Source organism: Halomonas binhaiensis (assembly GCF_008329985.2).
Taxonomy (GTDB): domain Bacteria; phylum Pseudomonadota; class Gammaproteobacteria; order Pseudomonadales; family Halomonadaceae; genus Halomonas; species Halomonas binhaiensis.
In genome coordinates this window covers 409,840-436,112 of the sequence record NZ_CP038437.2, presented here as the reverse complement: position 1 = coordinate 436,112, position 26,273 = coordinate 409,840, and the positions used below count along the sequence as shown (strand labels likewise).

Here is a 26,273-nt window from a genome sequence, read left to right as displayed (position 1 = left end):
CGCCTCAACTCTCCAGTTCGATATCGATGCCCAGCGAGCGGATTTCCTTCACCAGTACGTTGAAGGATTCCGGCATGCCCGCCTGCATGGTGTGATCGCCATCCACGATGCTCTTGTACATCTTGGTACGACCTTCCACGTCATCGGACTTGACCGTGAGCATTTCCTGCAGAGTGTAAGCGGCGCCATAGGCCTCCAGGGCCCAGACCTCCATCTCACCAAAGCGCTGACCACCGAACTGCGCCTTACCACCCAGCGGCTGCTGAGTAACAAGCGAGTAGGAGCCGGTGGAACGCGCGTGCATCTTGTCATCGACCAAGTGGTTGAGCTTCAACATATACATGTAGCCCACGGTCACCGGACGATCGAACGACTCGCCAGTACGGCCGTCGTACAGTGTCATCTGACCTGAGTCCGGCAGGTCAGCCAGTTTCAGCAGATGCTTGATCTCATGCTCCTTGGCACCATCGAATACCGGCGTTGCCATCGGCACACCTTTACGCAGGTTCTTGGCCAGAGAGATGACTTCCTCATCACTCAGGGAGCCCAGATCCTCGATACGGGCACCTTGAGTAGAGTTGTACACCTGCCCCAGGAAGTCGCGAATCTCGGCCACTTGCTGATCGCGCGCATCGCGCAGCATATGCTCGATCTTCACACCCAGCCCACGAGCTGCCATACCGAGGTGAGTCTCGAGGATCTGACCAACGTTCATCCGCGACGGTACACCCAGCGGGTTGAGCACCACGTCGACCGGCTCACCGTTGTCATCGAACGGCATGTCCTCGATCGGCATGATCGCAGAGATAACACCCTTGTTACCGTGGCGACCAGCCATCTTGTCACCCGGCTGCAAGCGACGCTTGATGGCCAGGTAGACCTTGACGATCTTGAGCACGCCCGGAGCCAGATCATCACCCTGGGTGAGCTTGCGTTTCTTGTCTTCGAAACGCTCATCCATTTCCTTGCGACGGCTTTCCAGCTGCTCATCGGACTGAGCCAGCAGCTCGTTCAACCCTTCGTCCTGCATACGCAGCTTGAACCACTGCTGACGCGGCAGTTCCTCAAGGTAGTCGTCGGACAGGACATCACCCTTCGTCAGCCTCGGACCACCATTGACCGGCTGGCCAGAAAGCGTCCGCTTGAGGCGCTCGAAAGTAGCGTCTTCTGCAATGCGGTAGGTTTCCTGAAGGTCCTTGCGCACTTCATCGAGCTGCATTTGCTCAATGGCCAGTGCACGCGAATCTTTCTCGACGCCATCGCGGGTGAAGACCTGGACATCAATGACAGTACCCTTCATGCCCGTCGGAGCACGCAAGGAGGTATCCTTGACGTCAGAGGCCTTCTCACCAAAGATTGCCCGCAGCAGCTTCTCTTCCGGCGTCAGTTGGGTCTCGCCCTTCGGAGTGACCTTACCTACCAGAATATCGCCAGGACCGACTTCGGCACCAATATAGACAACACCAGCCTCATCCAGTTTACCCAGAGCCGACTCACCGACATTGGGGATATCAGCTGTGATTTCTTCCGGCCCCAACTTGGTGTCGCGAGACACACAGGTCAGCTCCTGAATATGGATGGTGGTAAAACGGTCTTCCTGAACCACCCGCTCGGACAGCAGGATGGAGTCCTCGAAGTTGAAACCGTTCCACGGCATGAACGCCAGACGCATGTTCTGGCCCAGCGCCAAGTCTCCCATGTCGACGGAAGGGCCATCAGCCAGGATGTCACCTCGCGCGACTGCATCTCCCGGACGCACGATCGGGCGCTGATTCTGGCAGGTATTCTGGTTAGAACGCAGGTACTTGGTCAGATTGTAGATATCAACGCCGGCTTCACCGCCGATGATCTCGTCCTCATTGACACGCACCACGATGCGCTTGGCATCGACCGAATCGATCACACCACCACGACGCGCCACAGCACAGACGCCGGAGTCACGCGCCACGACACGCTCCATGCCGGTACCCACCAGAGGCTTGTCAGCACGCAGAGTCGGCACCGCCTGCTTCTGCATGTTGGCACCCATCAAGGCGCGGTTGGCGTCATCGTGCTCAAGGAACGGAATCAGTGCGGCCGCGACAGACACCACCTGGCGCGGAGACACGTCCATCAACGTCACCTGCTCAGGACGCATGAAGGTAGTCTCACCCCGGTGACGAACCTGTACCAGATCATCGACCAGCTGATTCTGCTCGTTAACGGTTGCCGACGCCTGGGCAATGATGAAATCGCCTTCCTCAATGGCCGACAGGTGAACCACTTCGTCGGTGACTGCACCTTCCACGACCTTGCGGTACGGCGTCTCGAGGAAGCCATAGCTGTTGGTGTGGCTATACGTTGCCAGAGAGTTGATCAGACCGATATTCGGACCTTCCGGCGTCTCGATCGGACACAGACGACCGTAGTGAGTGGCGTGGACGTCACGCACCTCGAAGCCTGCGCGCTCACGCGTCAGACCACCCGGGCCGAGCGCCGATACACGGCGCTTGTGCGTCACCTCGGACAGCGGGTTGTTCTGGTCCATGAACTGGGACAGCTGGGATGAGCCAAAGAACTCCTTGACCGCCGCCGCAACCGGCTTGGCATTGATCAGGTCCTGCGGCATCAAGCCTTCACTCTCGGCCATGGACAGGCGTTCCTTGACGGCACGCTCGACACGCACCAGGCCCACGCGGAACTGGTTCTCAGCCATCTCACCGACACAACGGATACGACGGTTGCCCAGGTGGTCGATGTCATCGACATCGCCAAAGCCGTTACGGATATTGATCAGCTCGCGCAGCACATCGAGGATGTCGCCCTTGTCCAGCACGCCAGAGCCAGTGTCAGATTCACGACGCAGACGGCGGTTGAACTTCATGCGACCAACGCCGGACAGGTCGTAGCGGTCTTCAGTGAAGAACAAGTTGTGGAACAGAGTTTCTGCGGCCTCCTTGGTGGGAGGCTCGCCCGGGCGCATCATGCGATAGATCTCGACCAACGCCTCGAGCTGAGAACCTGTGGTGTCCAGCTTGAGAGTGTCGGAGACGAAAGGCCCACAGTCGAGATCGTTGGTGTACAGCGTCTCGATAGTGGTGATGCCAGCCTGGCCAAGCGTCTCAAGCAGCTCCGGCGTCAGTTCAGTGTTACACGGGCAGACCAGCTCGCCTGTCGAGGCATTGATCTGGTCCTTGCCGAGAGTCTTGCCGAACAGGTAGTCCATCGGCACTTCGAGGCGCTCGAGACCGGCTTTTTCCAGCTGGCGAATATGCTTCTGGGTGATACGACGGCCTTCCTCGACAATGACTTCACCATTGCCATCCTTGATGTCGAAGGTCGCTGTCTCACCACGCAGGCGCGAAGGCACCAGATCCACAGAGAAGCCGGTCTTCTCGATGTGGAAAACGCTGGTATCGAAGAATTCGTTGAGAATTTCCTCGGTACTCATGCCCAGGGCACGCAACAAGATAGTCGCAGGCAGCTTGCGGCGGCGGTCAATACGTACGAATACGTTGTCCTTAGGATCGAACTCGAAGTCGAGCCATGAGCCGCGGTAAGGAATCACTCGAGCGGAGTACAACAGCTTGCCGGACGAGTGGCTCTTGCCCTTGTCGTGGTCGAAGAACACACCCGGACTACGATGGAGCTGAGACACGATGACACGTTCGGTACCATTGACGACAAAGGTACCGTTTTCGGTCATCAGGGGGATTTCCCCCATGTAGACTTCCTGCTCCTTGATGTCCTTGATGGCCTTGTTGGACGACTCTTTGTCGTAGATGATCAGGCGAACCTTGACACGCAGGGGAGCGGAATAAGTGACGCCGCGCAGCTGGCACTCCTTGACGTCGAAGGCCAGGAGAGCTGCAGAAACGGATCAAGCTGGCACATATTCGAGCTGCAGCGTATTGACCAGCAAAGCTGCTCCGTCAGGCGCTGACGACGAGCCCTCTAGACAAGGGCTCGTCGTCGGAATTCTGCAAGTTACACAGCCTATCGAGACTGTCGCAACTAGTGACAACAGAAAAAGGCCGGCAGCGGGTGTCCCGCCACCAGCCGTGGAAGCTTACGCAGCGCGTGAAGCCATGGGCACAAGGATTACTTGAGCTCCACGGAAGCGCCGGCTTCTTCCAGCTTCTTCTTGGCTTCTTCTGCGTCTTCCTTGCTCAGGCCTTCCTTCAGGGTAGCCGGAGCGCCGTCGACAGCACCCTTGGCTTCTTTCAGGCCCAGGCCAGTGATTTCGCGGACAGCCTTGATGACGTTGACCTTCTTGTCGCCAGCGGCGGTCAGGACCAGGTCAAATTCAGTCTGCTCTTCCGCAGCAGCTTCAGCGCCACCAGCAGGACCAGCCATAACAGCAGCGGCAGCAGAAACGCCGAACTTCTCTTCCATTGCTTCGATCAGTTCAACGACGTCCATCACGGACATTTCAGCGACGGCGTTGATGATGTCTTCTTTGGTCAGTGCCATTGTCTATATTCCTAACTTTGCGGGCACCCCCGATTGAGGGAGTGCGAAATGAGTCATGCAGTCTGTGCGATGAGCAGAGCGCCTTAAGCGGCAGCTTCCTGCTTCTGGTCGCGCAGCGCAGCGAGGGTACGAACCAGCTTGCCGGCAGAAGCTTCCTTCATGACGGACATCAGCTTGGCGATCGCCTCGTCGTAAGTCGGCAGGCTTGCCAGACGGTCCAGATCGCTCGCAGGGATCAGCTCGCCTTCGTATGCCAGCGCCTTGACTTCGAAGTCTTTCTCATCTTTAGCGAAGTCCTTGAACAGACGGGCAGCAGCGCCCGGATGCTCGAGGGAAAACGCCAGCAGAGTCGGACCAACGAAGGTCTCGTTCAGGCACTCCCACTGAGTGCCTTCCAGGGCGCGACGTGCCAGGGTGTTGCGAACAACACGCAGCTGGACGCCATTTTCACGGGCCTGCTTACGCAGAGAGGTCATCTTGTCGACCGTAACGCCACGTGAATCGGCAACTACGACGGAGAGAGCGTCCTTCGCGGCTTCACTGACCTCGGCAACAATTGCCTTCTTGCCTTCGAGTGCTAGTGCCACAGTGATCACTCCTTCGTGCCGGAACCCGGGGGCTCCGGTGGTTACCATCCCCCTCTCCCACCAGGAAGAGAGGCCGTATGATGGTGCTCACCAGAATTGGCGGCACACCATCTGCGCAGGTGTTCCAGCGAACGATTAAGCTGTCATCGACCTCAGCTTTCGAGGCCATCCACCAGACAGCGCCTGCGGTCTTTGACGGTGCCCGCCGGCCAGGTGACCGGCACGGGTACCGCAAAGCGAGGGGAAGCACCGCAGCGCTCCCCCAGATCATCGATCATCACACCAGAGGAGCGAGATCGACGGTCAGACCCGGGCCCATGGTAGTGGACAGGGTCATTTTCTTGAAGTACACACCCTTGGAGTTGCTCGGCTTGAGCTTCTTCAGATCAGCCAGCAGCGCATCGAGGTTGCCTTTGATAGCAGCAGCATCGAAATCGACTTTACCCAGAGTGGTATGGATGATGCCGTTCTTGTCGGTACGGAAACGCACCTGACCTGCCTTGGCATTCTTGACAGCAGTGACAACATCCGGAGTCACGGTGCCAACCTTGGGGTTAGGCATCAGGCCACGCGGGCCCAGGATGGTACCCAGCTGACCGACAACACGCATGGCATCCGGAGATGCGATGACGACGTCAAAGTCGAGCTGACCAGCCTTGACCTTCTCTGCCAGATCTTCCATGCCGACGATATCAGCACCAGCTTCCTTGGCTGCGTCAGCATTGGCACCCTGAGTAAAGACAGCAACGCGCACGTCCTTACCAGTACCATGAGGCATGACAGTGGCGCCACGCACCACCTGGTCGGATTTACGCGGGTCAACACCCAGGTTGATGGCAACGTCCAAGGACTCCTTGAACTTGACAGTGGACAGCTCGGAGAGCAGTGCCACTGCTTCATCAACGGAGTACGCCTTGGTAGCGTCGACCTTGTCGCGAATCAGCTTAGCGCGCTTGGTAAGCTTAGCCATGATCAGAGACCCTCCACGTTCAGGCCCATGCTGCGAGCAGTACCAGCGATGGTACGCACAGCGGCGTCAAGATCAGCAGCGGTCAGATCCGGCTCTTTGGTCTTGGCAATCTCTTCCAGCTGATCGCGAGTCACAGTACCGACCTTCTTCTTGTTCGGCTCGCCAGAGCCGGACTTGATACCTGCAGCCTTCTTCAGCAGGATCGCCGCAGGCGGCGTCTTGGTGACAAAGGTGAAGCTGCGATCAGAATAGACGGTAATGACCACGGGAGTCGGGAGACCCGGCTCAATGTTCTGCGTCTCAGCGTTGAACGCCTTACAGAACTCCATGATGTTGACACCGTGCTGACCCAGAGCAGGACCCACGGGGGGACTCGGGTTGGCCTTACCAGCTGCAACCTGCAGCTTGATGTATGCCTGGACTTTCTTAGCCATGTTAAGACTCCAGATGGGTAATAACGCTGCAAGCAGCTCCCCGGGACGACATGATCGCCCCTACCGTATCAATAGGGGCGATCTCGATAACAATTAAAAAGCAACCACCACCTTCACCCGGCAATCGGCCGAATGAATGGCATCATTCTTTCTCCACCTGGGAGAACTCCAGCTCGACAGGCGTCGCACGGCCGAAGATCAACACACTGACCTGCAGGCGACTCTTGTCGTAATTGACCTCTTCCACCACACCATTGAAGTCAGCAAAGGGGCCATCAATGACACGCACAGACTGTCCCGGCTCGAACAATGTCTTGGGACGCGGCTTCTCGGAACCATCACGGACGCGACTAAGGATTGCATCCGCCTCGCGCTGGGTGATCGGCGCCGGCTTCTCCTTGGTACCACCAATGAAACCCATCACACGGGGAGTTTCATTAACCAAGTGCCAGCTCTCATCTACCATCTCCATCTCGACCAGAACATAGCCAGGATAGAACTTGCGCTCACTCTTGCGGCGCTTGCCATCACGCATCTCGACGACTTCTTCCGTAGGCACCAGGATCTCACCAAAGAGATCCTCCATGCCATGCAATTTCACACGCTCGATCAGCGAGCGCATGACATGCTTCTCGAAGCCGGAGTAGGCATGAACGACGTACCAACGCTTGGACATGAAATCTCCTAACCGATGACGCCGGACATTGCCCAGCTGAGCAGAGTGTCAATCAGCCACAACACCAACCCGACCACAGCAACGGACACCAACACGATAGCCGTGGTCTGGATAGTCTCAGGGCGAGTCGGCCAGACGACACGCTGAATTTCCTTCTTGGCGCTTCGCGCCAGCTCCATCAGCTCGCGCCCCTTGGCAGTCATCAAGGCAACCAAAGCAGCGACCACGGACAGGGCAACGACACCCAGAACACGATACAGAAGCGGCTGATCGGCAAAATAGGTATTGCCGACAACGGCCAACACCAGAAGAACGACGACAACCGCCCATTTGAGCCCGTCGTGGCGCGACTCCTGCACCTCGGCGCTATGCTTCATAAAGATGAGACTCCTCAGGGCGCGGCAATCGAAACCAGATAGTGTACAAAAAACTGCCAGTCTGGGGAAGACTGGCAGGCCAGGAGGGAATCGAACCCCCAACCTGCGGTTTTGGAGACCGCTGCTCTGCCAATTGAGCTACTGGCCTGTACTCGATGCAGGCAACCCTTTGCGGGCACCTCTGCAACAGCGGGCGTAATCTTAGCGGAGCCGCCAACACTTGGCAACCCCCTTCGCACCTAGCAAACACCTCGCCACCAGAGCGATGACAAGAAGAAAAGGCGGGCCTAGGCCCGCCCTTTCAACACTGGAGCTCATGGACGGATTTGAACCGTCGACCTCACCCTTACCAAGGGTGTGCTCTACCCCTGAGCTACATGAGCGCACTCTTTGATATCAATACCTTCAGACAGGCAAGGACATCCAACACTGGAGCGGGCAGCGGGAATCGAACCCGCACCATCAGCTTGGAAGGCTGAGGTTCTACCATTGAACTATGCCCGCCTACCCACTCAGAAACCCAATACCAGAAAACCGATATTCGATCTCAAATTCTGGTGGAGGGGGAAGGATTCGAACCTTCGAAGCTTTCGCGGCAGATTTACAGTCTGCTCCCTTTGGCCACTCGGGAACCCCTCCAACTGGCGAAGCATTCTATCGCCCCGTCCCGCAATGTCAAGTGCTTGTTTCTCAAAAGCTCTTCAAGAAGCTTTCTTTATCCACACTTTCCATCTAGCGCAGAGCAACAAGAACTTTCCCGCCACTCAGCCCCGGAACGCGGCGTATGATGTCAAAGCAGTGATGAGAATGCAAGGCCCGCACGAATTTTTTCCAACGGTACTGGGCGCGGGGGTGCTGGAGCCCCGGCCATCTTGCCAGCACGCTCAGCAGCCGTCAGTGGGAAACATGCCTCGAGCCCGGCATAGACCATGTCGGGCCAGATAGCATGAGGCACCTGAATACCCCGTGACACCACCAGCGCATCCCCCCCCGTCACCAGCATCGGCAGCGAGATGCTTTCGCGGTCACATACTTCAGCATATATACGATTGACAGCACTCACTGCGGCCAGATAGATGCCATGGTTGACCGCTTCTGCAGTGCGTCTCCCAGGCGCAAGCAGCTCATCTGCTTCACTGTCCGGATCGATGGCCACGTTGCCAGTACCCAGCTTGAGGCTTTCCTTCATCAAGCGCAGCCCTGGAAGAATGTAACCGCCCAGATGGCGGCCACCAGGCAGCACAAAATCAATCGTGATGGCACTGCCGCAGTCCACCACGCAACAGGCACCTGCCAATTGATATCCGGCCAGCACACCCATCCAGCGGTCCACTCCTAGGCGGCCGGGCTCGACATAGCCATTGGTCACCCCTAACGTCTCATGGGCAGGTCGCGCCACGTGCACTGTACGTACATTATCCTTGAGCAGCCTCTCTGTCTGAGTCAGTACAGAACGGCGCGCAACACTGGAGATACGCACCGTCTCCACCACTTCCAGGTCGGGGATATCCGCACCGGGCTTCCACTCATCACGCGTCCACACCGCACCTCGCGAGCGAATTTCACTACTGACAGAGTCTTTCAGGCGCCATTTGGATAGTGTATTGCCGATATCGAGATCAAGAATCATGAGCGGCCACGCACGCTGATTTCTCCTCCTACCAGGCGTTCCTGGCGCTCGCCTTGATGCACCAGAAGATTGCCATTCTGATCGACGCCTTCCGCTATCATGACATCGCGACGCTCTCCACGGATGACGTCGACTTCGCATCCTTCGAAGGCGTGGCGCTGATTCCACTCACCCTGCCAGCCAGCGAAGCCCTGAGCCTCGAAATCCGCCAACATTGCCAGCAACCCATTGAGCAACTCAGCAGCCAGCATGTTGCGTGAAACACCCGGGGCCTGGTCATACACGCAGGCTATCGGCTGGTCGATGGAGGCGCGAAAGTCATCAGGCAGATCCACATTGATGCCCATGCCGAGGACCACTTCACAAGGACCTGCGGCATCTCCACTGATCTCCACAAGAATCCCAGCGAGCTTCCCCCATTCACCGTCATCATTTCTCAGCAATACATCATTGGGCCATTTCAGCGCAGGCTTCAGTCCATGCCGCTCCAGAACCTGAGCCAAGACCACGCCAACCGCCAGGCTCAGTCCTTCCAGGGCCGACACTCCAGACTCGAAGCGCCAACCTACAGAGCACATCAGAGTGCGTCCCCATGGGGTGGTCCATACTCGACCCCGGCGACCCCGCCCCGCGCTCTGCTGCTCAACGAGACATGCCTCGGCATGGCCTGCACCCTGCTGAAAGCGGTGGCGCAGAAACTCATTGCTGGAAGGCAAGACCTCTTCGACGAACAAGCGGGAAAGATGCTGGCGCGACTCACGCGACAAGGCAGTAACGATGGAATGACCATCGAGCAACTCCATGGGGGATGACAGACGATATCCTTGCCCTTTCACAGCCTCCATCGGAATGCCGAGATCTTCCAGCTTACGAAGTTGTTTCCATACTGCCGCGCGCGATACTCCCAGGCGCTCTCCTAACTGCTGGCCAGAATGGTATTCGCCATCACTAAGGAGGCGAATCAGCTCACCTATGGTCATTCCTCATCCCCACCGCGGGAAAAGGCCATAGTCTATCGAAAGTCGTCAGGTGAAGCATAATTCACCGATAAAGCTTTGCGCCGCGGCTCCAATGGATAGAATGGAGGCTTGATCCAAAATATCCCGGTCTGTCGTCAGGGCGACAGACATACCACAAAAGATGGAGTCATATGCCATGCGCCACCTTCTGGTCATGATCATGGTTAGCGTGTTGGGCTTTGGCCTTGCCGTTGATCACGCCGAGGCCCGCCGCCTGGGCGGCGGCAAGAGTGTCGGCAGCTTTTCCCAACAAGCTCCCAGCTCTGCCAAATCCAGTTCTACCGCATCATCCCCCAAAGCCACCGGTGCAGCCGGTACTCGCAAGGGCGGCTTCATGGGAGGCATGCTGGGCGGCCTGCTGGCTGGTAGCCTGCTTGGCGCACTATTCTTCGGCGGTGCATTCGATAACCTTGGGATCGTCGACATTCTATTGATGGCTGGCCTGGCGTTCCTGCTGTTCCGCTTCCTGGCACGGCGCCGGGCTGCCATGGCCGGGGCGGGCGACAATGTCATGCAGCGCCAGCAGCATGACACATCTGCACCTTTCAACATGCCAGGCACCTCGTCTGGTGACATGGCATCCGGCCCTGTCGGCGAACCAGAGTGGTTCGACCGAGAACGTTTCCTTGGTGGTGCCAAGGAGCACTTCATGACCCTGCAACGTGCCTGGGACAATAATGACCTTTCGGGTATCCAGGAATACGTCACTCCCGAGCTGTACAACCTGCTACGTGAAGAGCGCGCCAACCAACCTGCCAACAACAGCACCGAGGTCATCCGGCTGTTCGCCGAGATGGGAGGCATCCAGGAAATCAATGGCAAGGCAGAGGCCCGAGTGCTCTTCCATGGCATCCTCGACGAAAACGGCACCCAGACCGAGTTCAACGAGACATGGCATTTGGTCCGTGACGTGCGCGAAGGCGCGCCCTGGTATGTGCAGGGCATTGAACAGAACAGCTGATGCCGAGCAACTACCGGTTTCAATGAACAAAGCCAGGGCAATGCCCTGGCTTTATTGTTTCTGATTCCTGAAAATAACGACTGACTAACCCGGTAGCATCGTGCCTTCAAATTCTGTAACGACATGTCATTGACCAGACCTTATGACATGGAAGAATGCTGCTATCTTTCCCCTGGATGCCACCCGAGGTCATTCAAGCATCATCCAATTTGCATCTTCTGCGCATGAAAGCACCCTCAAAGGAGGCATTGAGACGGTAGCATCCGTCAGTAGATGAGGCTATCAAGCTTGAAAAGTCGGCTGACGAGTCCAGGTTTCGACCAGCAACGCTTTTGCCGGCAGGTTCAAGCCAGCTCAAACCATGCTTGAGCAATTTCCTCATGAATGCTGCTGCACAACAGCCTGACGACGGAGGCCGGGCGTATGCCCGGCCTCCGTACTTCTCGCTACATCATTGCAATAAGCGGATTCATTTGAACAGCGCTCAGCTGATCACATCAGTTGGTTGTTGCTTCCCCTTCCGCAGAAGCGTCGGCGTCAGCCTCAGTACCGTTCATTGCGTCCTTGGCACTATCGGCAGCATCATCGATGGCACCGTTGACAGCATCCTCGGCCTGATTCATGGCGTCATCTGCAGCCTCACCCATGGCATCGCCGGTTTCTGTTGCAGCATCTTCCACTTCAGATCCAGCTTCTTCTGCTGCCGTCGCAGCATCATCTGCCGCTTCATCCATGGTATCGCCAGCTTCCGTTGCAGCTTCCTCTGCGGAGTCAGTTGCTTCATCTGCAGCAGTTGCCGCGTTATCCATCTCTTCATCAGCGGTAGCAGCAGAATCATCTGTAGACTGATCCGCGGGCTGCTCGGTGCTGGTATCGTCCGTAGCGTCGGCAGGCTCTTCCTTGTCACAGGCTGCCAAGCCACCTGCGGTCAGAGCCATCAACATTGCCATACCAATCGTGCGCTTCATGCTGTTTTTCATACACATCTCCTCCTGAGACATTGGTCAAATAACGCTATAACCCCAAGCTAGCCTTGAAAAGTGGAGCGCGCCAGCACAATGCGTAACATTATGTAAAGCACGAGCAGCAACTAAGTTTACTTGAGCTGTCTGAGCATCGAACTATTCTCGCAATCTTCCGACCACATACGTCAAGATAGAGCATTCGCTGGAGATTCACAGGCCCACATGATCACATCGCTCCATGCAAAAAGAGAGCCCATTCAATGGACTCTCTTTTTGCTGTCAACTGACACAATGTTTCAATCAGGTATCACCCCTGATCACCACCTGCTACGGGAATCACCGTGCCTGTGATATAGCTGGCATCCTCCGAGGCAAGGAACAGGATAGGCCCAACTTGTTCGTCAAGAGTGCCGTAGCGATTCATCAGACATGAATCAATGGTCTGATCAATATGCGCCTGATACCAGGCTCGCTGTGCTTCATTCTGAGGCTCAGGGGTTCCACGCGAAATCCTGCGAGGTGGTGCCTCTGTCCCCCCTGGGGCAGTTGCCACTACGCGAATACCAGCATCTGCATACTCCATGGCCAGCGAGGCGGTAATGGCATTGATTCCTCCCTTGGCTGCGGAATAAGGGATACGGTGGATACCGCGAGTCGCCGCTGACGAGACATTGATGATCACGCCACTGCGCTGCCTTACCATGGATGGCAACACGGTACGACAGGCATATAGCGTGGTCATCAATGATCGCGTGATCTCAGCCTGGATCTCGACATCCGAAAACTCCTCGAATGGCTTGAAGTTGATCGCGCCCCCAACGTTATTGACCAGCACATCGATGCGACCAAATCGCTCCAGCCCCTGTTGAACAGCGGATTCAGCTCCTTGCCAATTCTCCAGGTCGGCATTGATGGCCAGGACGTCGTTACCCTGGGCATTCAATATGTCTGCGACTTCCTGCAAATAGTGGGAACGATCCACCAGGATCAACTGTGCTCCCTCTTGCGCTGCACGCTCTGCCAGGTGCCGCCCAATCCCTTGGGCAGCTCCTGTGATCAGCATCACGGTATCGTTGAATCGTTGCATGACACTTCCTTCTCGCAATGGTGGACAAGAAGTTCTTGGCACAAATCAGGTCAATTCGGAGTGAACTTCTCGTAGTGAAAGCTGGCCGGTTCGATACCTTCAGAAGCAAAGTGCTTGAGCACAGCGTCCACCATTGGTGGCGGACCACAAAGATAGACGTCGACATCACCACCATGCAGCTTCGCCGGGTCCATGTGGTTGGTCACATAGCCTTTACGAGGGTGCTGGCTGTTTTCATCCACCACGACAGTGGCATAGTCGAAATCCAGTTCGGCCGCTGCTGCATCGAGTTCGTCGCACTTGACCAGGTGATCATCGACATTGACGCCATAGATCAGATGGATCGGGTGCTTGCAGCCGATCTGACGCAACTGCTTGAGCATCGACAGGAAAGGCGCTAATCCGGTTCCCCCTGCAAGCATCAGGATCGGACGCTGGACAGAGCGCAGGTAGAAACTTCCCATGGGCCCTGTCACTTCCAGGCTGTCACCTGCCTTTGCCTGTTGCGTCAGATAGGTACTCATCAGACCGTTCGGAACATTGCGGATCAGAAAACTGGCCCGGTTCTCTCCAGGCAACGAGCTGAACGAGTAGGAACGATGCTGGCCAACTGCTCCAGGCACCTCCAGATGCACATATTGCCCAGGCAAAAAGCCTACTGCATCACCTTCGATATCGATTTCGACCTCAATGGCATCATCGGAAAGTGGTGCAACGCTCACTACTGAGGCCTGACGCTTGCCAGCGCTGGTCTTGCACAATGTGGAAGCCACCGGCACCCTCAGGACACAGTCGGAAGACGGCACCATCTGGCAAGTCAGCACCTGCCCTTCGGTAAGCTCCTCATCCGACAGGGCCTCCTCCAGATACTCGTCACCGAGCTCGAATTCCCCCTGATCGCAATGGCACTTACAGGTGCCGCAAACACCATCGGAACAATCCATCGGCAAGTTGACTTTCTGACGATAGGCAGCATCCAGCACCGTTTCGCCTGCATTGCATTCGATAAAGCGCGATACCCCATCCTCGAAGTTGAGCGCGACGGTATAACTCATGATCGTTCTCCCAGCCCAGTCATGGCCACGGGTCAGATGTAATAGACATCGATGACCTGGTGGATATAGTCATTGTTGAGCTGCACTACCTTTTCCTTGATCAGTGGCTGCCCACCGGTGATATCCAGGGTGTAGAAAGATGCCCCGAAGTAGCTGTCGGTCTGCTTGTAGCGGTGGCTCAATGTATGCCAGTTGAAGCGTATCTTGATGCTTTCGGCATCACGCTCCAGGACTTCCAGATTGGTGATCTGGTGCGTCGTGCGAGGCTCTGGCGTACTGGCACCGGAACGCTCGGTCTTGATGCGATAGACCCGATCCTCCAGCCCCTCACGATTGGGGTAGTACACCAGAGAGACTTCGGACATGGGGTCCTTGACCAGAGTGTCATCATCATCCCAACAGGGCATCCAGAAGACGACGTCCTTGTGATAGCACTCGAGCCATTCTTCCCACTGGCGATCATCGAGCAGGCGAGCCTCGCGATAGACAAAGGCCTGGATCTGTTCATAGCTGATGGACATGGTGATTCTCCTCCCGGGGCACTCAGGATGCGGTAGCGATGAATTGGCTACGCTCTTTGTCAATGGCACGCAGCATTTCCGAGACCCAGTGCTTATGGTGCAGCACATACAAGCCCTCATCTTCAGGCGCAGCCCCACTCAGCAGCGGTTTCATGTCTATCGCGCTGGCGTTGTCATCAGCCCCTTCGATCCACTGCAGAGCCCCCCGTGACAGATCGTTCCACTCGGCCACATCCGACGCTTGATAGCCGTTCTGGCAGCTACGGAACTCCTCCAGATCATCAGGTGTTCCCATACCGCTGACATTGAAGAAATCTTCGTACTGACGGAGACGTACACGACGCATTTCCGCTGACTCCCCCTTGGGAGCAAAGCAGTAGATGGTGACTTCCGTCTTGTCCACGGAGATGGGGCGCAGTACACGTATCTGTGTCGAGAACTGGTCCATCAGATAGACATTCGGGTACAGGCAGAGATTGCGTGTCTGGTTGATAATGTGATCGGCCCGCGCTTCTCCATACTGTTCCGCAATCCAATCGCTCTTCTCATATACCGGACGTACCTCGGGGTTGAGCAGGCGGGTCCACAGCAACATGTGGCCATTCTCATAGGAGTAGAAACCACCCTGGCTCTTCGACCAGCCGTCAGCGTCGACGGCCTTGGTACCACCCGCTTCATAGTTGCGGCGGTCCATGGTGGAGGCATAGTTCCAATGGACCGTGCTGACGTGGTAACCATCGCAACCGTTCTCAGCCCCTAGTTTCCAGTTGCCGCTATAGGTGTAGGTGGAAGAGCCGCGTAGAACTTCTAGTCCGTCTGGAGCCTGGTCCACAATGTTATCGATGATCTTGCGCGTCTCGCCGAGGTATTCCTCCAGCGGTTGCACATCATCACTCAGGCTGCCGAACAGAAATCCCTTGTAGCTTTCGAAGCGCGGCAAGCGCTTGAGATCATGTGAGCCTTCTGACTTGAAGCCTTCAGGATAGGCGCCTGTCTTTTCATTCTTGGCCTTGAGCAGCCTGCCATCATTCTTGAACGTCCAGCCATGGAAGGGACAGGTAAAGGTTCCTTTATTCCCCCGCTTGCGACGGCACAAGGTAGCCCCCCGGTGTGCACAAGCATTGATCAGGGCATGCAGCTCACCGTCCTTGTCACGGGTAATGATGATCGGCTGACGCCCCATCTGCAGGGTAAAGTAGTCACCTGGCTCGGGAATCTGACTTTCGTGAGCCATGTACAGCCAGTTGCCCTCGAAAACGTGCTTCATTTCCAGTTCGAAGAAATCAGAGTCAGTAAACATGCTTCGGTGACAGCGATAGATGCCTTTCTCGGCGTCATCGACAACGGCACCACGAACGCGCTTCTCGAGTCGATCAAGCTGAGTTGTCATGATCCTGGTCCTCGCTATTTTGTGATGTTGGTGCCCGACCTGGGGGCGGCCGAGCTCTCAGCCCCTTTCATCTGGGCTGTGCTCAGGAGGTACAGACTCAAACCTTGGCGGAACCGGCCTGCTGACTGGCGGCCTCGTTGCTTTCCTTGGCCCGAGGACGAGCATGGCGAGTCTGGAGCGAGGGATCATCGACCGCCGTCAGCTCAACATCGAACACCACCTCGGTGAAAGGACCATCCAGGCCACGCTGGCCGATCTCGGCTACATCCTCGATACGTCTGCCATCCACGACCAACTCCTCACGGGTGGCATAGGCAAAGTCATCGTAGGTGTAGGGATCGCCCGCCAGGTTGATCTGCGTAGTCAGATGCTGATAGCCAGCAGCCGAGACAAAATAGTGGATATGCGCAGGTCTTTCGCCGTGCCGCCCCAGAGCCTTGAGCACTTGGTCAGTAGCGCAGCCGGGGGGCACGCCATAGCCAGAAGGAATGGTGCTACGCACGGCATAGCGACCTTCTGCATCGGTAATGATGGTACGGCGCAGGTTGTAATCAGACTGCGTAGGATCAAAAAAGGAGTACCCTCCTTTGGAATTGGCATGCCATACCTCAACCTGGGCACCGGCCAGGGGAGCCCCTTGGATATCTCGCACCTGCCCTGTCAGCCACATGGTCTCGCCATCTGGATCAGGGTCATCGTCCATACGACCGACACCGTGGACCTCCGGGGCCCCTGCCACATATAAAGGCCCTTCGATGGTCCGTGGCGTACCGCCGGCTCTCTGTGCCGCTTCATCGGCAGCGTCCATGCGCATGTCCAGGTAGTGGTCGAACCCCAGCCCCGGGGACAATAGGCCAAACTGAGTGCCCGCTCCCAGCGCATTCAGCACAGCAATGGCACGCCAGTACTCGTCCGGGGTGATATCGAAGTCATCGATCGTCTTGAACAGGTCGGACAGGATTCGATGCAGGATAGCCTTGGCACGATCGCTACCCTCGGTGTTATCCATACCGGCGATGACTCGCAGAAATTGCTGAACTTCCGGCGTATCGAAAATCCGTACGTTCTGCGTGCTCTCATTCATGCTATTCATGGCGCTACCTCACGGTTGCATGGTGTTGTTGTTCTAATCTGCTCTTGATTGAATCAATGCCCTGCGCAGGTCATCCCTATCGGAGTCCACAGCAAGACAGGAACCTTTCAGCTGTCATCGTCACGAATGGAAGAGGGGTGACGGCACAAGGGCTTGACGCTGATCTCCATGTAAGGAAACAGTGGCAGGCGAGAGATGATGTCCTGGAGCTCAGTGTTATCTTTCACATCGAAGATGCTGACGTTGGCGTAGCTGCCAGCGACACGCCACAAGTGCCGCCACTTGCCATAACGCTGCAGCTCCTGGGAATACGCTTTCTCGGTTGCCTTGATCTCGGTCGCCTGGGACTCAGGCATGTCCGAGGGAAGGTTGACCTTCATTTCCACCTGAAAAAGCATCGTGACTCTCCTCCAAGAATGTTGAATCGGGTAATGCACGCTATTGAGATGACATATCGATCATGTGCTGGAACGACATGACGACATGTCAGCGCCGTGTATATTCCCTGAGCTTGTCTTCATCCAGCTCGACACCAAGCCCCGGTACCTGGGGTAGCTTTACGCCAAACTCCATATATCTCAGCGGCTGTTTGACAATGTCGTCAGTGAGCAGCAGTGGTCCGAACATCTCTGTGCCCCATGCCATTTCAGGCAGTGTCGCCCAGACATGCAGGGCTGCCACGGAACCGATACTGCCTTCGAGCAATGTGCCGCCATACAGGCCGATCCCGGCAGCTCCAGCCAAGTGGGCCAGACGCTGCGCGCCGAAAGGACCACGGCTCTTGGCGATCTTGAGAGCAAAGGCCCCACTGAACCCCTTCTTGATCAATGACAGGCCATCGATACAGTCCTGCACCCCCTCATCGGCCAGAATGGGAACCTCGAAGCGCTCGGACAGGCGAGCCAAGCCAGCATGATTCCGGGCTGGTATCGGCTGCTCTATCAGGTCACAGCCAACCTCTTGCAGCGCAGCAATGGCATGTACGGCAGTTCGCTCATCCCAGGCCTGATTGACATCAACTCGAACACTGGCGCTGTCACCCAGGGCCGCCTTGATCCTGGCGACATGACTGACGTCTACATCTACGTCTCTGGCCCCGATCTTGAGCTTGAAATCCCGATGACGACGCTCGGCCAGCAGACTTTTGGCTTCTTCAATATCACGATCGGTATCGCCACTGGCCAAGGTCCACAGAACCGGCAGGTGGCTTTGGCGGGCGCCACCGAGAAGAGCTGCGACACTGACACCCAGCCGTTTGCCTTGTGCATCCAGCAGTGCCGTTTCCAGCGATGATTTGGCAATGGCATTACCCTGGGAAATCTTGTCCAGACGAGCCATCAACATATTGATATTGGAGGCATCCTGACCGACCAGTGCCGGCACCAGGTAAGTATCCAGATTAACCTTGATGCTCTCGGGGCTCTCTGGGCCATAGGCCAATCCTCCGATTGTCGTGGCCTCTCCCAGACCTTCGATTCCATCTGAGCAATGCAGGCGAACGATGACCATGGATTGGGTGGCCATTGTGGCCATTGATAGCTTATGTGGACGAATGGTCGGCAAATCGACCACTAGCGTCTCAATGGATTCAATCAAGACTGACATGGCGGCTCCTGCAGTCGGGTGACTCGGTACTGCTCTGGCATTGAGCAACAGTCTCGTTGCCCTTGAGCCTTGGAACCAATATGGTTTAAGTGGTCTTCCATACCCTGGAGGTATTATGGAGCTTCGCCATCTTCGCTATTTCTGTGCAGCTGCAGAAGAATTGAACATTACTCGCGCGGCGGCCAAGCTGCATATGGCCCAGCCACCTTTAACCCGACAAATCAACCAATTAGAAGAAGAGCTCGGCGTCAAGCTTTTCATCCGAGGGCCTCGTGGGCTGAGTCTGACCCCAGCAGGAAAGTTCTTCCATGAGCACGCCATCCAGATACTTGAAAAGTTGGATACTACTGTCAGCGCAGTGCGTCGCATGGTCCGCCATAGTCGCGAAATCTTTGGCATTGGCTTCGTACCGTCATTGTTTTACGGCCAGCTCCCTATCCTGGTAAGAGAATTACGACAAAAGGAGAATTTGGAACTGACGTTGGCTGAAATGACAACGGTAGAGCAGGTACACGCTCTAAAAGCAGGGCGCATCGACATTGGTTTTGGTCGCCTGGTGATTGACGATCCAGAAATCGAACAACAGGTATTGTTCGAAGAACCCTTGATGGCAGCAGTACCGGAAGGCCATCCCCTGGATGGCACTACTCCTTCTATGCAGGAACTGGCCGAATACCCAATTGTGCTCTATCCAGCCAGCCCAAGACCAAGCCTGGCAGATATCGTCCAAGGCCTGTTTCGACGTAGAGGTCTCAAGCTAAATGTCGTGCAAGAAGCAAACGAAATGCAGACAGCCCTGGGATTGGTCGTCTCTGATTTTGGCATCACACTAGTGCCAGAGCAGGTAAAGCGGCAGAAACGTGATGGTATCCGCTACCTGTATCTGGCGGAGTCCCACATCACTTCACCTATCGTATGTAGTCGGCGGCGCGGGGAAAAACCTACGGAGACCATGAAGCTGGCAACGGAAATTCTTGATGTGCTGGTAGAAAATCGGCGTCGCGGAAAATATCCCTGATTTATCTTTCGCGATGCCTGAAAGGTTTTTGCTGACGCCTTGACCGAGAACGGAGCTGGCGTCATGCACAGACTCCGTTCATGGCAGATCCATTATGGGAAATTTCAGCGTTCCCTCAGAGCCTCTCGTGCCTTGTTCAGAGGCTTGAGCAGATAACCCAGGACACTCTTCGAGCCGGTTGCGATATCCACAGTCGCGATCATCCCAGGTGATATCGGGAACTTGTGTCCAGCATCATTCTCCAGATAGGACTTATCTGTGCGGATGTAGACACGGTAATAGTAGGTATCGCGTTTCACTTCATCCTGAATGGTATCAGGAGAGATCGTTGTCACCTCCCCATCCAGCCCACCGTAGATGGAGTAGTCATAGGCAGTAATCTTGACCAGAGCTCTTTGTCCAGGGTGCACGAAAGCCACATCTCGTGGGGATATTCGCGCTTCGATCAGAAGCTGGTCTTCTACCGGAACAATGGTCATCACATTACCGTTAGGCGGTACAACCCCCCCTGCGGTAGTAACGTCGATGTCCTTTACTATGCCATTGACAGGAGATGTGAAGACCAACCGAGTCAAGGCATCCTGGCGCCCTCTTACGACCGAGCGCAAGGATTCAATGTCTCCCGTAGTCTTGGAGAGTTCTTCACGAGCCTTGACGTAATATTGATTACGCGCATCATCAATCTTGTTCTGAAGGTCGCTGGCCTGTCGACGCAGGCGTAACACTTCTACTGCACTGGCAGCCCCCTTGGACACATAGGGCTCTGTCATGCGAATTTCCTGCTGCAGCAGGTTCAAGGCATGCTGTAGCCCACTGACCGTCTCATTGAGGCTATCCCTGCGAGACCGGTACAAGCGCATTTCCGAATCAACCAGGCTTTGATCGATAGTGACTTCGGGTGGAAACTCAGGTTCTCTGTCATTGACTTCAGCTCGCAGGCGTGCGGCACTCGCCAATAGAGCCTGCAATTTGGCTCTCGTCTCATTTACTGCCGACTCTGACTTGATAGGATCAAACTCTGCCAGCGTTTGATCCTTGTCGACCCTGTCACCCACTTTCACATAGAGCTGCTTGAGGATCCCTCCCTCCAGGCTTTGCACGACCTGCTCACGGGACGACGGCACGACCTTGCCACTACCTGTAGTGACCTCTGCCAGCTGAAAATACCAAGCCCATGCTATAAAGGCACTCAGCACAAGGACTGTCAGCCACACGATGATAGTGCTCTTCGGTAGCGCTGGTTCACGCAGAGGCATATTTGCCCCAGGGCGGGACAGCGATGATCCACTTGGCGCATTCAGATTGGATATGCCCGACATGGCCTCTTACCTCTCCATCTCTCGACTGACCTCAGGAGGCCTTGGAAAACTTCTTGAGCACTACATCACGCGCATCATCAGCGACGATCTTTCCGTCATTGACCACGATGACACGGTCTACCAACTCAAGTAATTCTGGTCTATGAGTCGCTACTACCAGGGTCCGCTGCCCCATCCAGCGCTTAAGCTGCTTGACCACCTGGCGCTCAGTCATCTCATCCATTGCAGCCGTTGGTTCGTCGAGGAGCACAATATTAGGGCTACGAATCAGCAGACGGGCCAACAGCAACGCTTGACGTTGACCACCAGACAGCCCCAGCCCGCCCTCCATGATCATGTAATCCAGTCCACCCTGCTGCTGCTGAACAAAACTCAATGCACCACTCAGCACCAATGCCTGGTGAATCTCTTCATCTGTCGCCAGAGGCGAGCCCATGATCAAGTTTTCACGTAATGAGCCAAAGAACAACTTGGTGTTCTGGTGCAACAGGCACATATCACGCCGCAGGTCGCCTGTATCTAATGATGTGATGTTCACATCATCAATCAGTACATGCCCTTGGGAAGCAAATCGCATGCCCGCCAGTAGCTGCAGCAATGTCGATTTACCAGCACCATTACGTCCCAGTAAGGCAATTTTCTCACCTGGTTTGATTGAAAGGTTTGGCACCGAAAGGTTGGAGACCTTCTTTTCGTCGTCGTACCAGAATTCGACATTGCGAAGATCATACCCACCACGAATTACTGCCTTGTGCACAGCACGCCCGTTTTCCGGCTGGTCCAGTGGGCGCTTCATCAGTTCATCCAGACCGTTGCGAGCCACTTTGGCCTGCTGCCAGCGAGATAACACACCGGAAATCTGCGACAAGGGGGCAATTGTGCGGGATGCCAGGATACTGGTACCGACCAGAGCACCAGTGGTCAAATCACCATTGATGACAAGATAGGCTCCCGTCAGCAGCACTGAAGCATAAACAATGGACTGCACTTCCTGCGTCCAGGTCATTAACATGCCGACAAGGAAACGTTGCCGCTTGGCAATATCTGCCGACACCTGGTTGGCATGATTCCATTGATTCTGAAACCGCTGTTCAGCACATAACAACTTGATGTCTTCTACATTCTCCACTGACTCGATCAGAGTCGCATTGCGTACGGCAGACTCACGCAAACCGTCATTTGCCAAACGCGCCAGAGGACGCTGCAGCAATACACCAGGAATCAGCAACAGGGGAACAGCAGCCAGAACGATGAAAACCAACGGCCCCCCAATCAACCAAATGACAGCAGCAAACAAGAAGAAGAACGGAAGATCGGCAACTGCCCCAATCGTTGTTGACGTGACCAGCTCACGCACCTGCTCCAGTTCACGGACCTGGGAAATGAATGACGCTGTCGACTTGGAGCGCGCACTATTCTGGACCCGTAGCGCATGACCAAAAACCTTGTCCGACAGACGCAAGTCCGCTCGCTTACCTATGACATCTGAAATATGAGTGCGTGTCAGGCGCATGCAGAACTCGAAACATATCGCCAGCATCACACCACCAAACAGTACCCATAGGGTCGGGTAAGACTGAGCCGGCACCACCCTATCGTATACCTGCATGGAGAAGGTCATGCCTGCCAGTGCCAGTACGTTGGCTACCAGAGAAGCGATGATGATATCGGTATATCTGCGCCAGTCGCGAAAGACTATACTCCATAGCCAGTTACGCTTATACGGCTTGAGATATTCATCTACGCGCACATCGGGAGCTGACTCTCGAGGTTTCAGCAGAATGGCATGCGCTACCTTTTCAGCCAATTCCGCTTTGTCAAAGGACGTTGCAAGGCCACCATCTGTGCTGAATTGGATATGGATTTTCCCATCTCGATCAATCTTCTCCACCATGCCAACCTGGCCATCATGGAACTGCACCACCATGGGCATCCGCCAAGGTGTAAGAAGGACGGTGGAAAACCCCACGTTGCGCACAGTCATTCCCAACTGCTTGCCCATGTCTTCCAGGTAAAGATCTAGAGGGGAGTCCTCTTCCCAACTCATTGCTACCCGGACATTTTCTTCGGAGAAATCCAAGCGATGATGCTTGGCTACAGCGACAAAGGCTGTTAGCCAAGCTCCATGATCACGAGTGCCCATATGATATATCCCACAACCAGTTAGACCCGGCTCAGTCTCTGGCAAGTAAACGAATGTATGAGTCAAGTGTAAGGAGGCACTGGATTTGAAGTCCCCCAGAACATTCCGGAGAAAACGTAGGAAATTACCTAAAAAAAGACCACCTAGTATGGTGGCCTCTTTCACATCTTCCTAATGAACTTACTTACCTATCATCATGACAGTAAGGGTTACATCAAAGGCAATGAAGCCCCCTCCAGTAACGCCGCCATGTCAAAGGATGAACTTTGCGCAGATATTGCATCATGACCTGGGTCATGCCCGGCATCGATAACTGAATGCGACGCGGTACTACTATTATCGAGCAGCTCACTCAGATCGATTGAAAGCTCCTCCGAGCTCGCCGACATGGCTAACGTATCACTCTCTATCAACAAGGTACGCTGTATACTATGAGACTCTCCGGCATCGTCCACCACCGTCAGCATCAATTCGTGCTCACCAGCAGAGAGATTCGTCAGTGTCTCACCAGGCAGTTCAATCTCCCAACTGCCATCTGTATTAAGTTCTGTGTTATAGGATTTTCCATTCAGAGTGATGATCATGGTAGATCCAGCATCAACCCCCTCAGCAGAGCCTGATATCGATATACCATCCTCGAGCTCATTCGTTCCCACCACATCATCATCACTGACCGGATCTATGGCCAACACAGGGTCGGAGGAGCTATCCGGATCTATAGCATCCTCTCCTATCGTGAGACTAATACTGTCACCTTGCTGCACATCTTCCCCGACAATCTGTACCACTTGGTACTGATGATCCCCATCCTCCTGGGTTGGCAAGCTTACCGACCAGGTACCGTCTTCTGCCACCTGTGTGCTTGCCAGCGTCTCACCGTCACTATCATTAATCTGGATCGAGGCACCTGGCTCTCCTGTTCCTTTAAAGGTCGGAGTATGGTCGTCAGTGCGGTCCCCATCTTTCAGGGCACCCTTGTTGTCGCCCTGATCATCCATTACTGCATCAAGGGTGACTGGAGCCGGAGTCGTTGGAGTGTCAGGCGAGCTATCATCTTTCTCGAGGTGATTGCTATCGTCGTCATCATCCATCAGTGCTACGGCTGCACCACCTGCCAGCAGGATTCCTCCCAAGCCAATCCCCCAGGCAGTTGGGCTTAGTGAACCCAGCCAGTTACCTAAGGAAGAAACAAGAGAATCACTCTCTCCTACGAGCAGCTCATCGATGTCGGCCACCGGCTCGACAGTGGAACTGAGCAAAATACCATTCTGATTCTCACCGGCTAACAGCTCTTCTTCTGTCAACTCAGTTTCAGAAAATGAATATTTCGCCAATTGATCACCGGAATCCAAGACAAGTTCATTGGCATTTTCTCCATCCGAAGAGAAAGCGAAATAGTCCTGAATACGTATAATTTCCTGGCCACCATCCAGCGTCATGACCAAGTCATTTCCTTGACGATAGACACTTTTCACCTGACTCGTTTGAGCGCTCACGTGAACAACACTTGGCCCATACAAAGCTACTGTAGAGCTATCGTATGCTACCGAGGCTAGAGATAGGCGGGAAACAACCTTAATATACATGGATTACGGAACACCTCATCTTAGATATCCGGCAGCAAATCCGACCGAGCCTGGACACGCAATGCAGGCAACAGCTGATGTATCGCCGTGCGGTAATCAATGACAGACTTCCATTGATCATACATGGCAGTCTTTACAGCAACTTTAGCCTGGTACACTTCCTGTTCGGTGCTGAGCAAATCATTGACGCTTCGATTTCCAAGCAAATATTCATCGCGATAAACATCTCTCGATTTCAGTGAGCTTTGCAGCTGTCTTTGCGCAGCTACAGTTCTCCCTCTGGCTCCTTGTAGAGTTGAGTTCGCCGTAGAAGCAGCCAAAAGAACATCCTGACGAGCCTGATTTACCTGAGACTCCGACATTTGCACCTGGCTCTCAGCTTGCCTGACGCGAGCAGATACCGCTCCTCCCTGATAAATCGGAGCATCCATCTTTAGCTGAATAGAAGTATCCCAATAAGCATCATTCGTGTCATAACGAATGCGCTGGCCTTCAACTCTAAAAGCTGGCAGGCGCTGAGTCTTGGCAATATCAACCTCTTTTTCCGATGCTTCTGCCTGTGACTCAACTTGCTGAACTTCAGGGATCACAGAATAATCGATAGCATCCAGGTTGGTCTTGGTATCCTTCAGGTCATCAGGGTATGATGCCAACGCCTGAACCTGCACTCCTGTCAACACAGAAAGCTGGACTTTTGCAGCAGCTATTTGTGCATCATAGTCTGCAATCTGTGACAGCATGCTGGCAATTCTGGCATCAGTTTGTAATTCATCAGATTTTGTACTCAAGCCCCCTTCGACTCGCAAGGTGGCAATACCTTTTACTTTCTGTAATGAGCTGACTCCCTCTTCTGCTACACGCTTCAACTCTTCATAACGCTTGACATTGAGATATGCCTGAATGGCCTTGGCTGCAACACTGTTTACGGCCATTTGCAGCCCATATTGCTTACCATGTGACAATGCTAACTTCTGATCAATGGTGCTATCTGTCCGACCGAAGTCATACACTAATTGCGACAAGGTAAATCCGTATGTGCGGGTCTGGTCAAAATCACTATCGTCATCTGCAGATCCACCAGCACCTGCTTGAAACCCGATCTGAGGCTTCCATGCACTTCTCGCCTCATCTACTGCACCAGCACTAATGCCCAGATCTGCTGCAGCTGTCACTACCATAGGATCTGTCTCAAAAGCCCGCAGGACAATCTCCTGGAGTCCCATGACAGGCATGGCAACAGGCTGTTCGCTTGAAGGCTCAACAGCATAAGCATATATGCAGATAGATGAGGACAGCGACAACGCAGAGAAGAAACAAAATAAAGTCTTTTTCATGGCTGTTGAGTCACCATCCCATCTATTAATGAATCCACAATCGGTACTCTC

General features: G+C 54.9%; 23 protein-coding genes, 4 tRNA genes and 1 pseudogene. 2 read left to right on the top strand and 26 right to left on the bottom strand.

The features are described from left to right. Nucleotides 1-4: 4 nt before the first annotated feature. The 14 genes and pseudogenes from rpoB to E4T21_RS01795 form a co-directional block, all read right to left on the bottom strand. Nucleotides 5-3,835, bottom strand: a pseudogene (rpoB, locus tag E4T21_RS01855) (DNA-directed RNA polymerase subunit beta); the annotation flags it as partial. Between the two features lie 245 nt (nt 3,836-4,080). Continuing rightward, on the bottom strand, nt 4,081-4,452 hold the full coding sequence (gene rplL, locus E4T21_RS01850; RefSeq protein WP_149282997.1) for a 50S ribosomal protein L7/L12: 372 nt from the start codon (nt 4,450-4,452) through the stop codon (nt 4,081-4,083). An 83-nt stretch (nt 4,453-4,535) separates the two neighbouring features. Beyond that, on the bottom strand, nt 4,536-5,039 hold the full coding sequence (gene rplJ / locus E4T21_RS01845) for a 50S ribosomal protein L10 (protein ID WP_149286987.1): 504 nt from the start codon (nt 5,037-5,039) through the stop codon (nt 4,536-4,538). Between the two features lie 152 nt (nt 5,040-5,191). Next, nucleotides 5,192-5,317 (bottom strand): hypothetical protein, encoded by a 126-nt coding sequence (locus E4T21_RS21525; RefSeq protein ID WP_275898216.1) that lies wholly within the window; start codon nt 5,315-5,317, stop codon nt 5,192-5,194. Further along, entirely contained in the window at nt 5,317-6,009 is a 693-nt protein-coding gene (gene rplA / locus E4T21_RS01840) for a 50S ribosomal protein L1 (RefSeq protein ID WP_149282995.1), read from the bottom strand. Before rplA ends, E4T21_RS21525 begins: the two co-directional genes overlap by 1 nt. 2 nt (nt 6,010-6,011) lie before the next feature. Then, nucleotides 6,012-6,443: a 50S ribosomal protein L11 gene (rplK, locus tag E4T21_RS01835; protein ID WP_149282993.1), complete on the bottom strand. Its 432-nt coding sequence runs from the start codon at nt 6,441-6,443 to the stop codon at nt 6,012-6,014. A gap of 142 nt (nt 6,444-6,585) precedes the next feature. Further along, nucleotides 6,586-7,119 carry a transcription termination/antitermination protein NusG gene (gene nusG, locus E4T21_RS01830; protein ID WP_149282991.1) on the bottom strand — a complete coding sequence of 178 codons (534 nt, stop codon included), beginning with the start codon at nt 7,117-7,119 and terminating at the stop codon, nt 6,586-6,588. Between the two features lie 8 nt (nt 7,120-7,127). Further along, nucleotides 7,128-7,496: a preprotein translocase subunit SecE gene (gene secE / locus E4T21_RS01825; RefSeq protein WP_149282989.1), complete on the bottom strand. Its 369-nt coding sequence runs from the start codon at nt 7,494-7,496 to the stop codon at nt 7,128-7,130. Nucleotides 7,497-7,568: 72 nt separating this feature from the next. Next, a tRNA-Trp gene (locus E4T21_RS01820) sits at nt 7,569-7,644 on the bottom strand. A gap of 160 nt (nt 7,645-7,804) precedes the next feature. Beyond that, nucleotides 7,805-7,879 (bottom strand) — tRNA-Thr (locus tag E4T21_RS01815). Nucleotides 7,880-7,926: 47 nt separating this feature from the next. Next, nucleotides 7,927-8,000: transfer RNA gene (locus E4T21_RS01810), tRNA-Gly, on the bottom strand. 51 nt (nt 8,001-8,051) lie between these two features. Next, nucleotides 8,052-8,135 (bottom strand) — tRNA-Tyr (locus E4T21_RS01805). A gap of 151 nt (nt 8,136-8,286) precedes the next feature. Next, the gene (locus E4T21_RS01800; RefSeq protein ID WP_149282987.1) at nt 8,287-9,126 is read right to left on the bottom strand and encodes a type III pantothenate kinase; all 840 of its coding nucleotides are present in this window, start codon (nt 9,124-9,126) and stop codon (nt 8,287-8,289) included. Beyond that, nucleotides 9,123-10,106: a biotin--[acetyl-CoA-carboxylase] ligase gene (locus tag E4T21_RS01795; RefSeq protein WP_149282985.1), complete on the bottom strand. Its 984-nt coding sequence runs from the start codon at nt 10,104-10,106 to the stop codon at nt 9,123-9,125. Before E4T21_RS01795 ends, E4T21_RS01800 begins: the two co-directional genes overlap by 4 nt. Before the next feature lie 175 nt (nt 10,107-10,281). Between E4T21_RS01795 and E4T21_RS01790 the strand changes: the two genes are divergently transcribed. Continuing rightward, nucleotides 10,282-11,106, top strand: coding sequence for a Tim44 domain-containing protein (locus E4T21_RS01790; RefSeq protein ID WP_149282983.1), 825 nt, complete (start codon nt 10,282-10,284; stop codon nt 11,104-11,106). 497 nt (nt 11,107-11,603) lie between these two features. Here E4T21_RS01790 and E4T21_RS01785 read toward each other — a convergent pair whose 3' ends face one another. From E4T21_RS01785 to E4T21_RS01750, 8 genes are all read right to left on the bottom strand, one after another. After that, nucleotides 11,604-12,086 carry a hypothetical protein gene (locus E4T21_RS01785; protein ID WP_149282981.1) on the bottom strand — a complete coding sequence of 161 codons (483 nt, stop codon included), beginning with the start codon at nt 12,084-12,086 and terminating at the stop codon, nt 11,604-11,606. A 292-nt stretch (nt 12,087-12,378) separates the two neighbouring features. Next, the gene (benD, locus tag E4T21_RS01780; RefSeq protein ID WP_149282979.1) at nt 12,379-13,158 is read right to left on the bottom strand and encodes a benzoate diol dehydrogenase BenD; all 780 of its coding nucleotides are present in this window, start codon (nt 13,156-13,158) and stop codon (nt 12,379-12,381) included. A gap of 50 nt (nt 13,159-13,208) precedes the next feature. Then, on the bottom strand, nt 13,209-14,213 hold the full coding sequence (gene benC / locus E4T21_RS01775) for a benzoate 1,2-dioxygenase electron transfer component BenC (RefSeq protein WP_187775083.1): 1,005 nt from the start codon (nt 14,211-14,213) through the stop codon (nt 13,209-13,211). Nucleotides 14,214-14,245: 32 nt separating this feature from the next. Continuing rightward, a complete protein-coding gene (benB, locus tag E4T21_RS01770) occupies nt 14,246-14,734 on the bottom strand; it encodes a benzoate 1,2-dioxygenase small subunit (protein WP_149282975.1) in 489 nt (162 codons plus the stop codon). 22 nt (nt 14,735-14,756) lie between these two features. Then, nucleotides 14,757-16,124 (bottom strand): Rieske 2Fe-2S domain-containing protein, encoded by a 1,368-nt coding sequence (locus tag E4T21_RS01765; RefSeq protein ID WP_149282973.1) that lies wholly within the window; start codon nt 16,122-16,124, stop codon nt 14,757-14,759. Between the two features lie 97 nt (nt 16,125-16,221). Beyond that, complete coding sequence (gene catA / locus E4T21_RS01760; RefSeq protein ID WP_240349260.1) at nt 16,222-17,217, bottom strand: catechol 1,2-dioxygenase; 996 nt, start codon at nt 17,215-17,217, stop codon at nt 16,222-16,224. 107 nt (nt 17,218-17,324) lie between these two features. After that, on the bottom strand, nt 17,325-17,615 hold the full coding sequence (gene catC, locus E4T21_RS01755; RefSeq protein WP_149282971.1) for a muconolactone Delta-isomerase: 291 nt from the start codon (nt 17,613-17,615) through the stop codon (nt 17,325-17,327). An 88-nt stretch (nt 17,616-17,703) separates the two neighbouring features. After that, a complete protein-coding gene (locus E4T21_RS01750; RefSeq protein WP_149282969.1) occupies nt 17,704-18,822 on the bottom strand; it encodes a muconate/chloromuconate family cycloisomerase in 1,119 nt (372 codons plus the stop codon). 115 nt (nt 18,823-18,937) lie between these two features. Here E4T21_RS01750 and E4T21_RS01745 point away from each other — a divergent pair, with 115 nt between their 5' ends. Then, nucleotides 18,938-19,840 carry a LysR family transcriptional regulator gene (locus E4T21_RS01745; RefSeq protein WP_149282967.1) on the top strand — a complete coding sequence of 301 codons (903 nt, stop codon included), beginning with the start codon at nt 18,938-18,940 and terminating at the stop codon, nt 19,838-19,840. Between the two features lie 104 nt (nt 19,841-19,944). Here E4T21_RS01745 and E4T21_RS01740 read toward each other — a convergent pair whose 3' ends face one another. The 4 genes from E4T21_RS01740 to E4T21_RS01725 form a co-directional block, all read right to left on the bottom strand. Then, nucleotides 19,945-21,096, bottom strand: coding sequence for an HlyD family type I secretion periplasmic adaptor subunit (locus E4T21_RS01740; protein ID WP_149282965.1), 1,152 nt, complete (start codon nt 21,094-21,096; stop codon nt 19,945-19,947). Between the two features lie 94 nt (nt 21,097-21,190). After that, nucleotides 21,191-23,302, bottom strand: a complete 2,112-nt coding sequence (locus tag E4T21_RS01735; protein ID WP_149282963.1) for a type I secretion system permease/ATPase — start codon at nt 23,300-23,302, stop codon at nt 21,191-21,193. A gap of 209 nt (nt 23,303-23,511) precedes the next feature. Then, nucleotides 23,512-24,888: a BapA/Bap/LapF family prefix-like domain-containing protein gene (locus E4T21_RS01730; protein ID WP_149282961.1), complete on the bottom strand. Its 1,377-nt coding sequence runs from the start codon at nt 24,886-24,888 to the stop codon at nt 23,512-23,514. 20 nt (nt 24,889-24,908) lie between these two features. Further along, nucleotides 24,909-26,222 (bottom strand): TolC family outer membrane protein, encoded by a 1,314-nt coding sequence (locus tag E4T21_RS01725; protein ID WP_149282959.1) that lies wholly within the window; start codon nt 26,220-26,222, stop codon nt 24,909-24,911. Nucleotides 26,223-26,273 lie beyond the last annotated feature (51 nt).

Coding starts and splice junctions, on each gene's coding strand:
- rplL (WP_149282997.1), bottom strand. CDS start 4,452: ATGGCACTGACCAAAGAAGACATCATCAACGCCGTCGCTGAAATGTCC.
- E4T21_RS21525 (WP_275898216.1), bottom strand. CDS start 5,317: ATGATCGATGATCTGGGGGAGCGCTGCGGTGCTTCCCCTCGCTTTGCG.
- rplA (WP_149282995.1), bottom strand. CDS start 6,009: ATGGCTAAGCTTACCAAGCGCGCTAAGCTGATTCGCGACAAGGTCGAC.
- rplK (WP_149282993.1), bottom strand. CDS start 6,443: ATGGCTAAGAAAGTCCAGGCATACATCAAGCTGCAGGTTGCAGCTGGT.
- nusG (WP_149282991.1), bottom strand. CDS start 7,119: ATGTCCAAGCGTTGGTACGTCGTTCATGCCTACTCCGGCTTCGAGAAG.
- secE (WP_149282989.1), bottom strand. CDS start 7,496: ATGAAGCATAGCGCCGAGGTGCAGGAGTCGCGCCACGACGGGCTCAAA.
- E4T21_RS01800 (WP_149282987.1), bottom strand. CDS start 9,126: ATGATTCTTGATCTCGATATCGGCAATACACTATCCAAATGGCGCCTG.
- E4T21_RS01795 (WP_149282985.1), bottom strand. CDS start 10,106: ATGACCATAGGTGAGCTGATTCGCCTCCTTAGTGATGGCGAATACCAT.
- E4T21_RS01790 (WP_149282983.1), top strand. CDS start 10,282: ATGCGCCACCTTCTGGTCATGATCATGGTTAGCGTGTTGGGCTTTGGC.
- E4T21_RS01785 (WP_149282981.1), bottom strand. CDS start 12,086: ATGAAAAACAGCATGAAGCGCACGATTGGTATGGCAATGTTGATGGCT.
- benD (WP_149282979.1), bottom strand. CDS start 13,158: ATGCAACGATTCAACGATACCGTGATGCTGATCACAGGAGCTGCCCAA.
- benC (WP_187775083.1), bottom strand. CDS start 14,213: ATGAGTTATACCGTCGCGCTCAACTTCGAGGATGGGGTATCGCGCTTT.
- benB (WP_149282975.1), bottom strand. CDS start 14,734: ATGTCCATCAGCTATGAACAGATCCAGGCCTTTGTCTATCGCGAGGCT.
- E4T21_RS01765 (WP_149282973.1), bottom strand. CDS start 16,124: ATGACAACTCAGCTTGATCGACTCGAGAAGCGCGTTCGTGGTGCCGTT.
- catA (WP_240349260.1), bottom strand. CDS start 17,217: ATGAATAGCATGAATGAGAGCACGCAGAACGTACGGATTTTCGATACG.
- catC (WP_149282971.1), bottom strand. CDS start 17,615: ATGCTTTTTCAGGTGGAAATGAAGGTCAACCTTCCCTCGGACATGCCT.
- E4T21_RS01750 (WP_149282969.1), bottom strand. CDS start 18,822: ATGTCAGTCTTGATTGAATCCATTGAGACGCTAGTGGTCGATTTGCCG.
- E4T21_RS01745 (WP_149282967.1), top strand. CDS start 18,938: ATGGAGCTTCGCCATCTTCGCTATTTCTGTGCAGCTGCAGAAGAATTG.
- E4T21_RS01740 (WP_149282965.1), bottom strand. CDS start 21,096: ATGCCTCTGCGTGAACCAGCGCTACCGAAGAGCACTATCATCGTGTGG.
- E4T21_RS01735 (WP_149282963.1), bottom strand. CDS start 23,302: ATGGGCACTCGTGATCATGGAGCTTGGCTAACAGCCTTTGTCGCTGTA.
- E4T21_RS01730 (WP_149282961.1), bottom strand. CDS start 24,888: ATGTATATTAAGGTTGTTTCCCGCCTATCTCTAGCCTCGGTAGCATAC.
- E4T21_RS01725 (WP_149282959.1), bottom strand. CDS start 26,222: ATGAAAAAGACTTTATTTTGTTTCTTCTCTGCGTTGTCGCTGTCCTCA.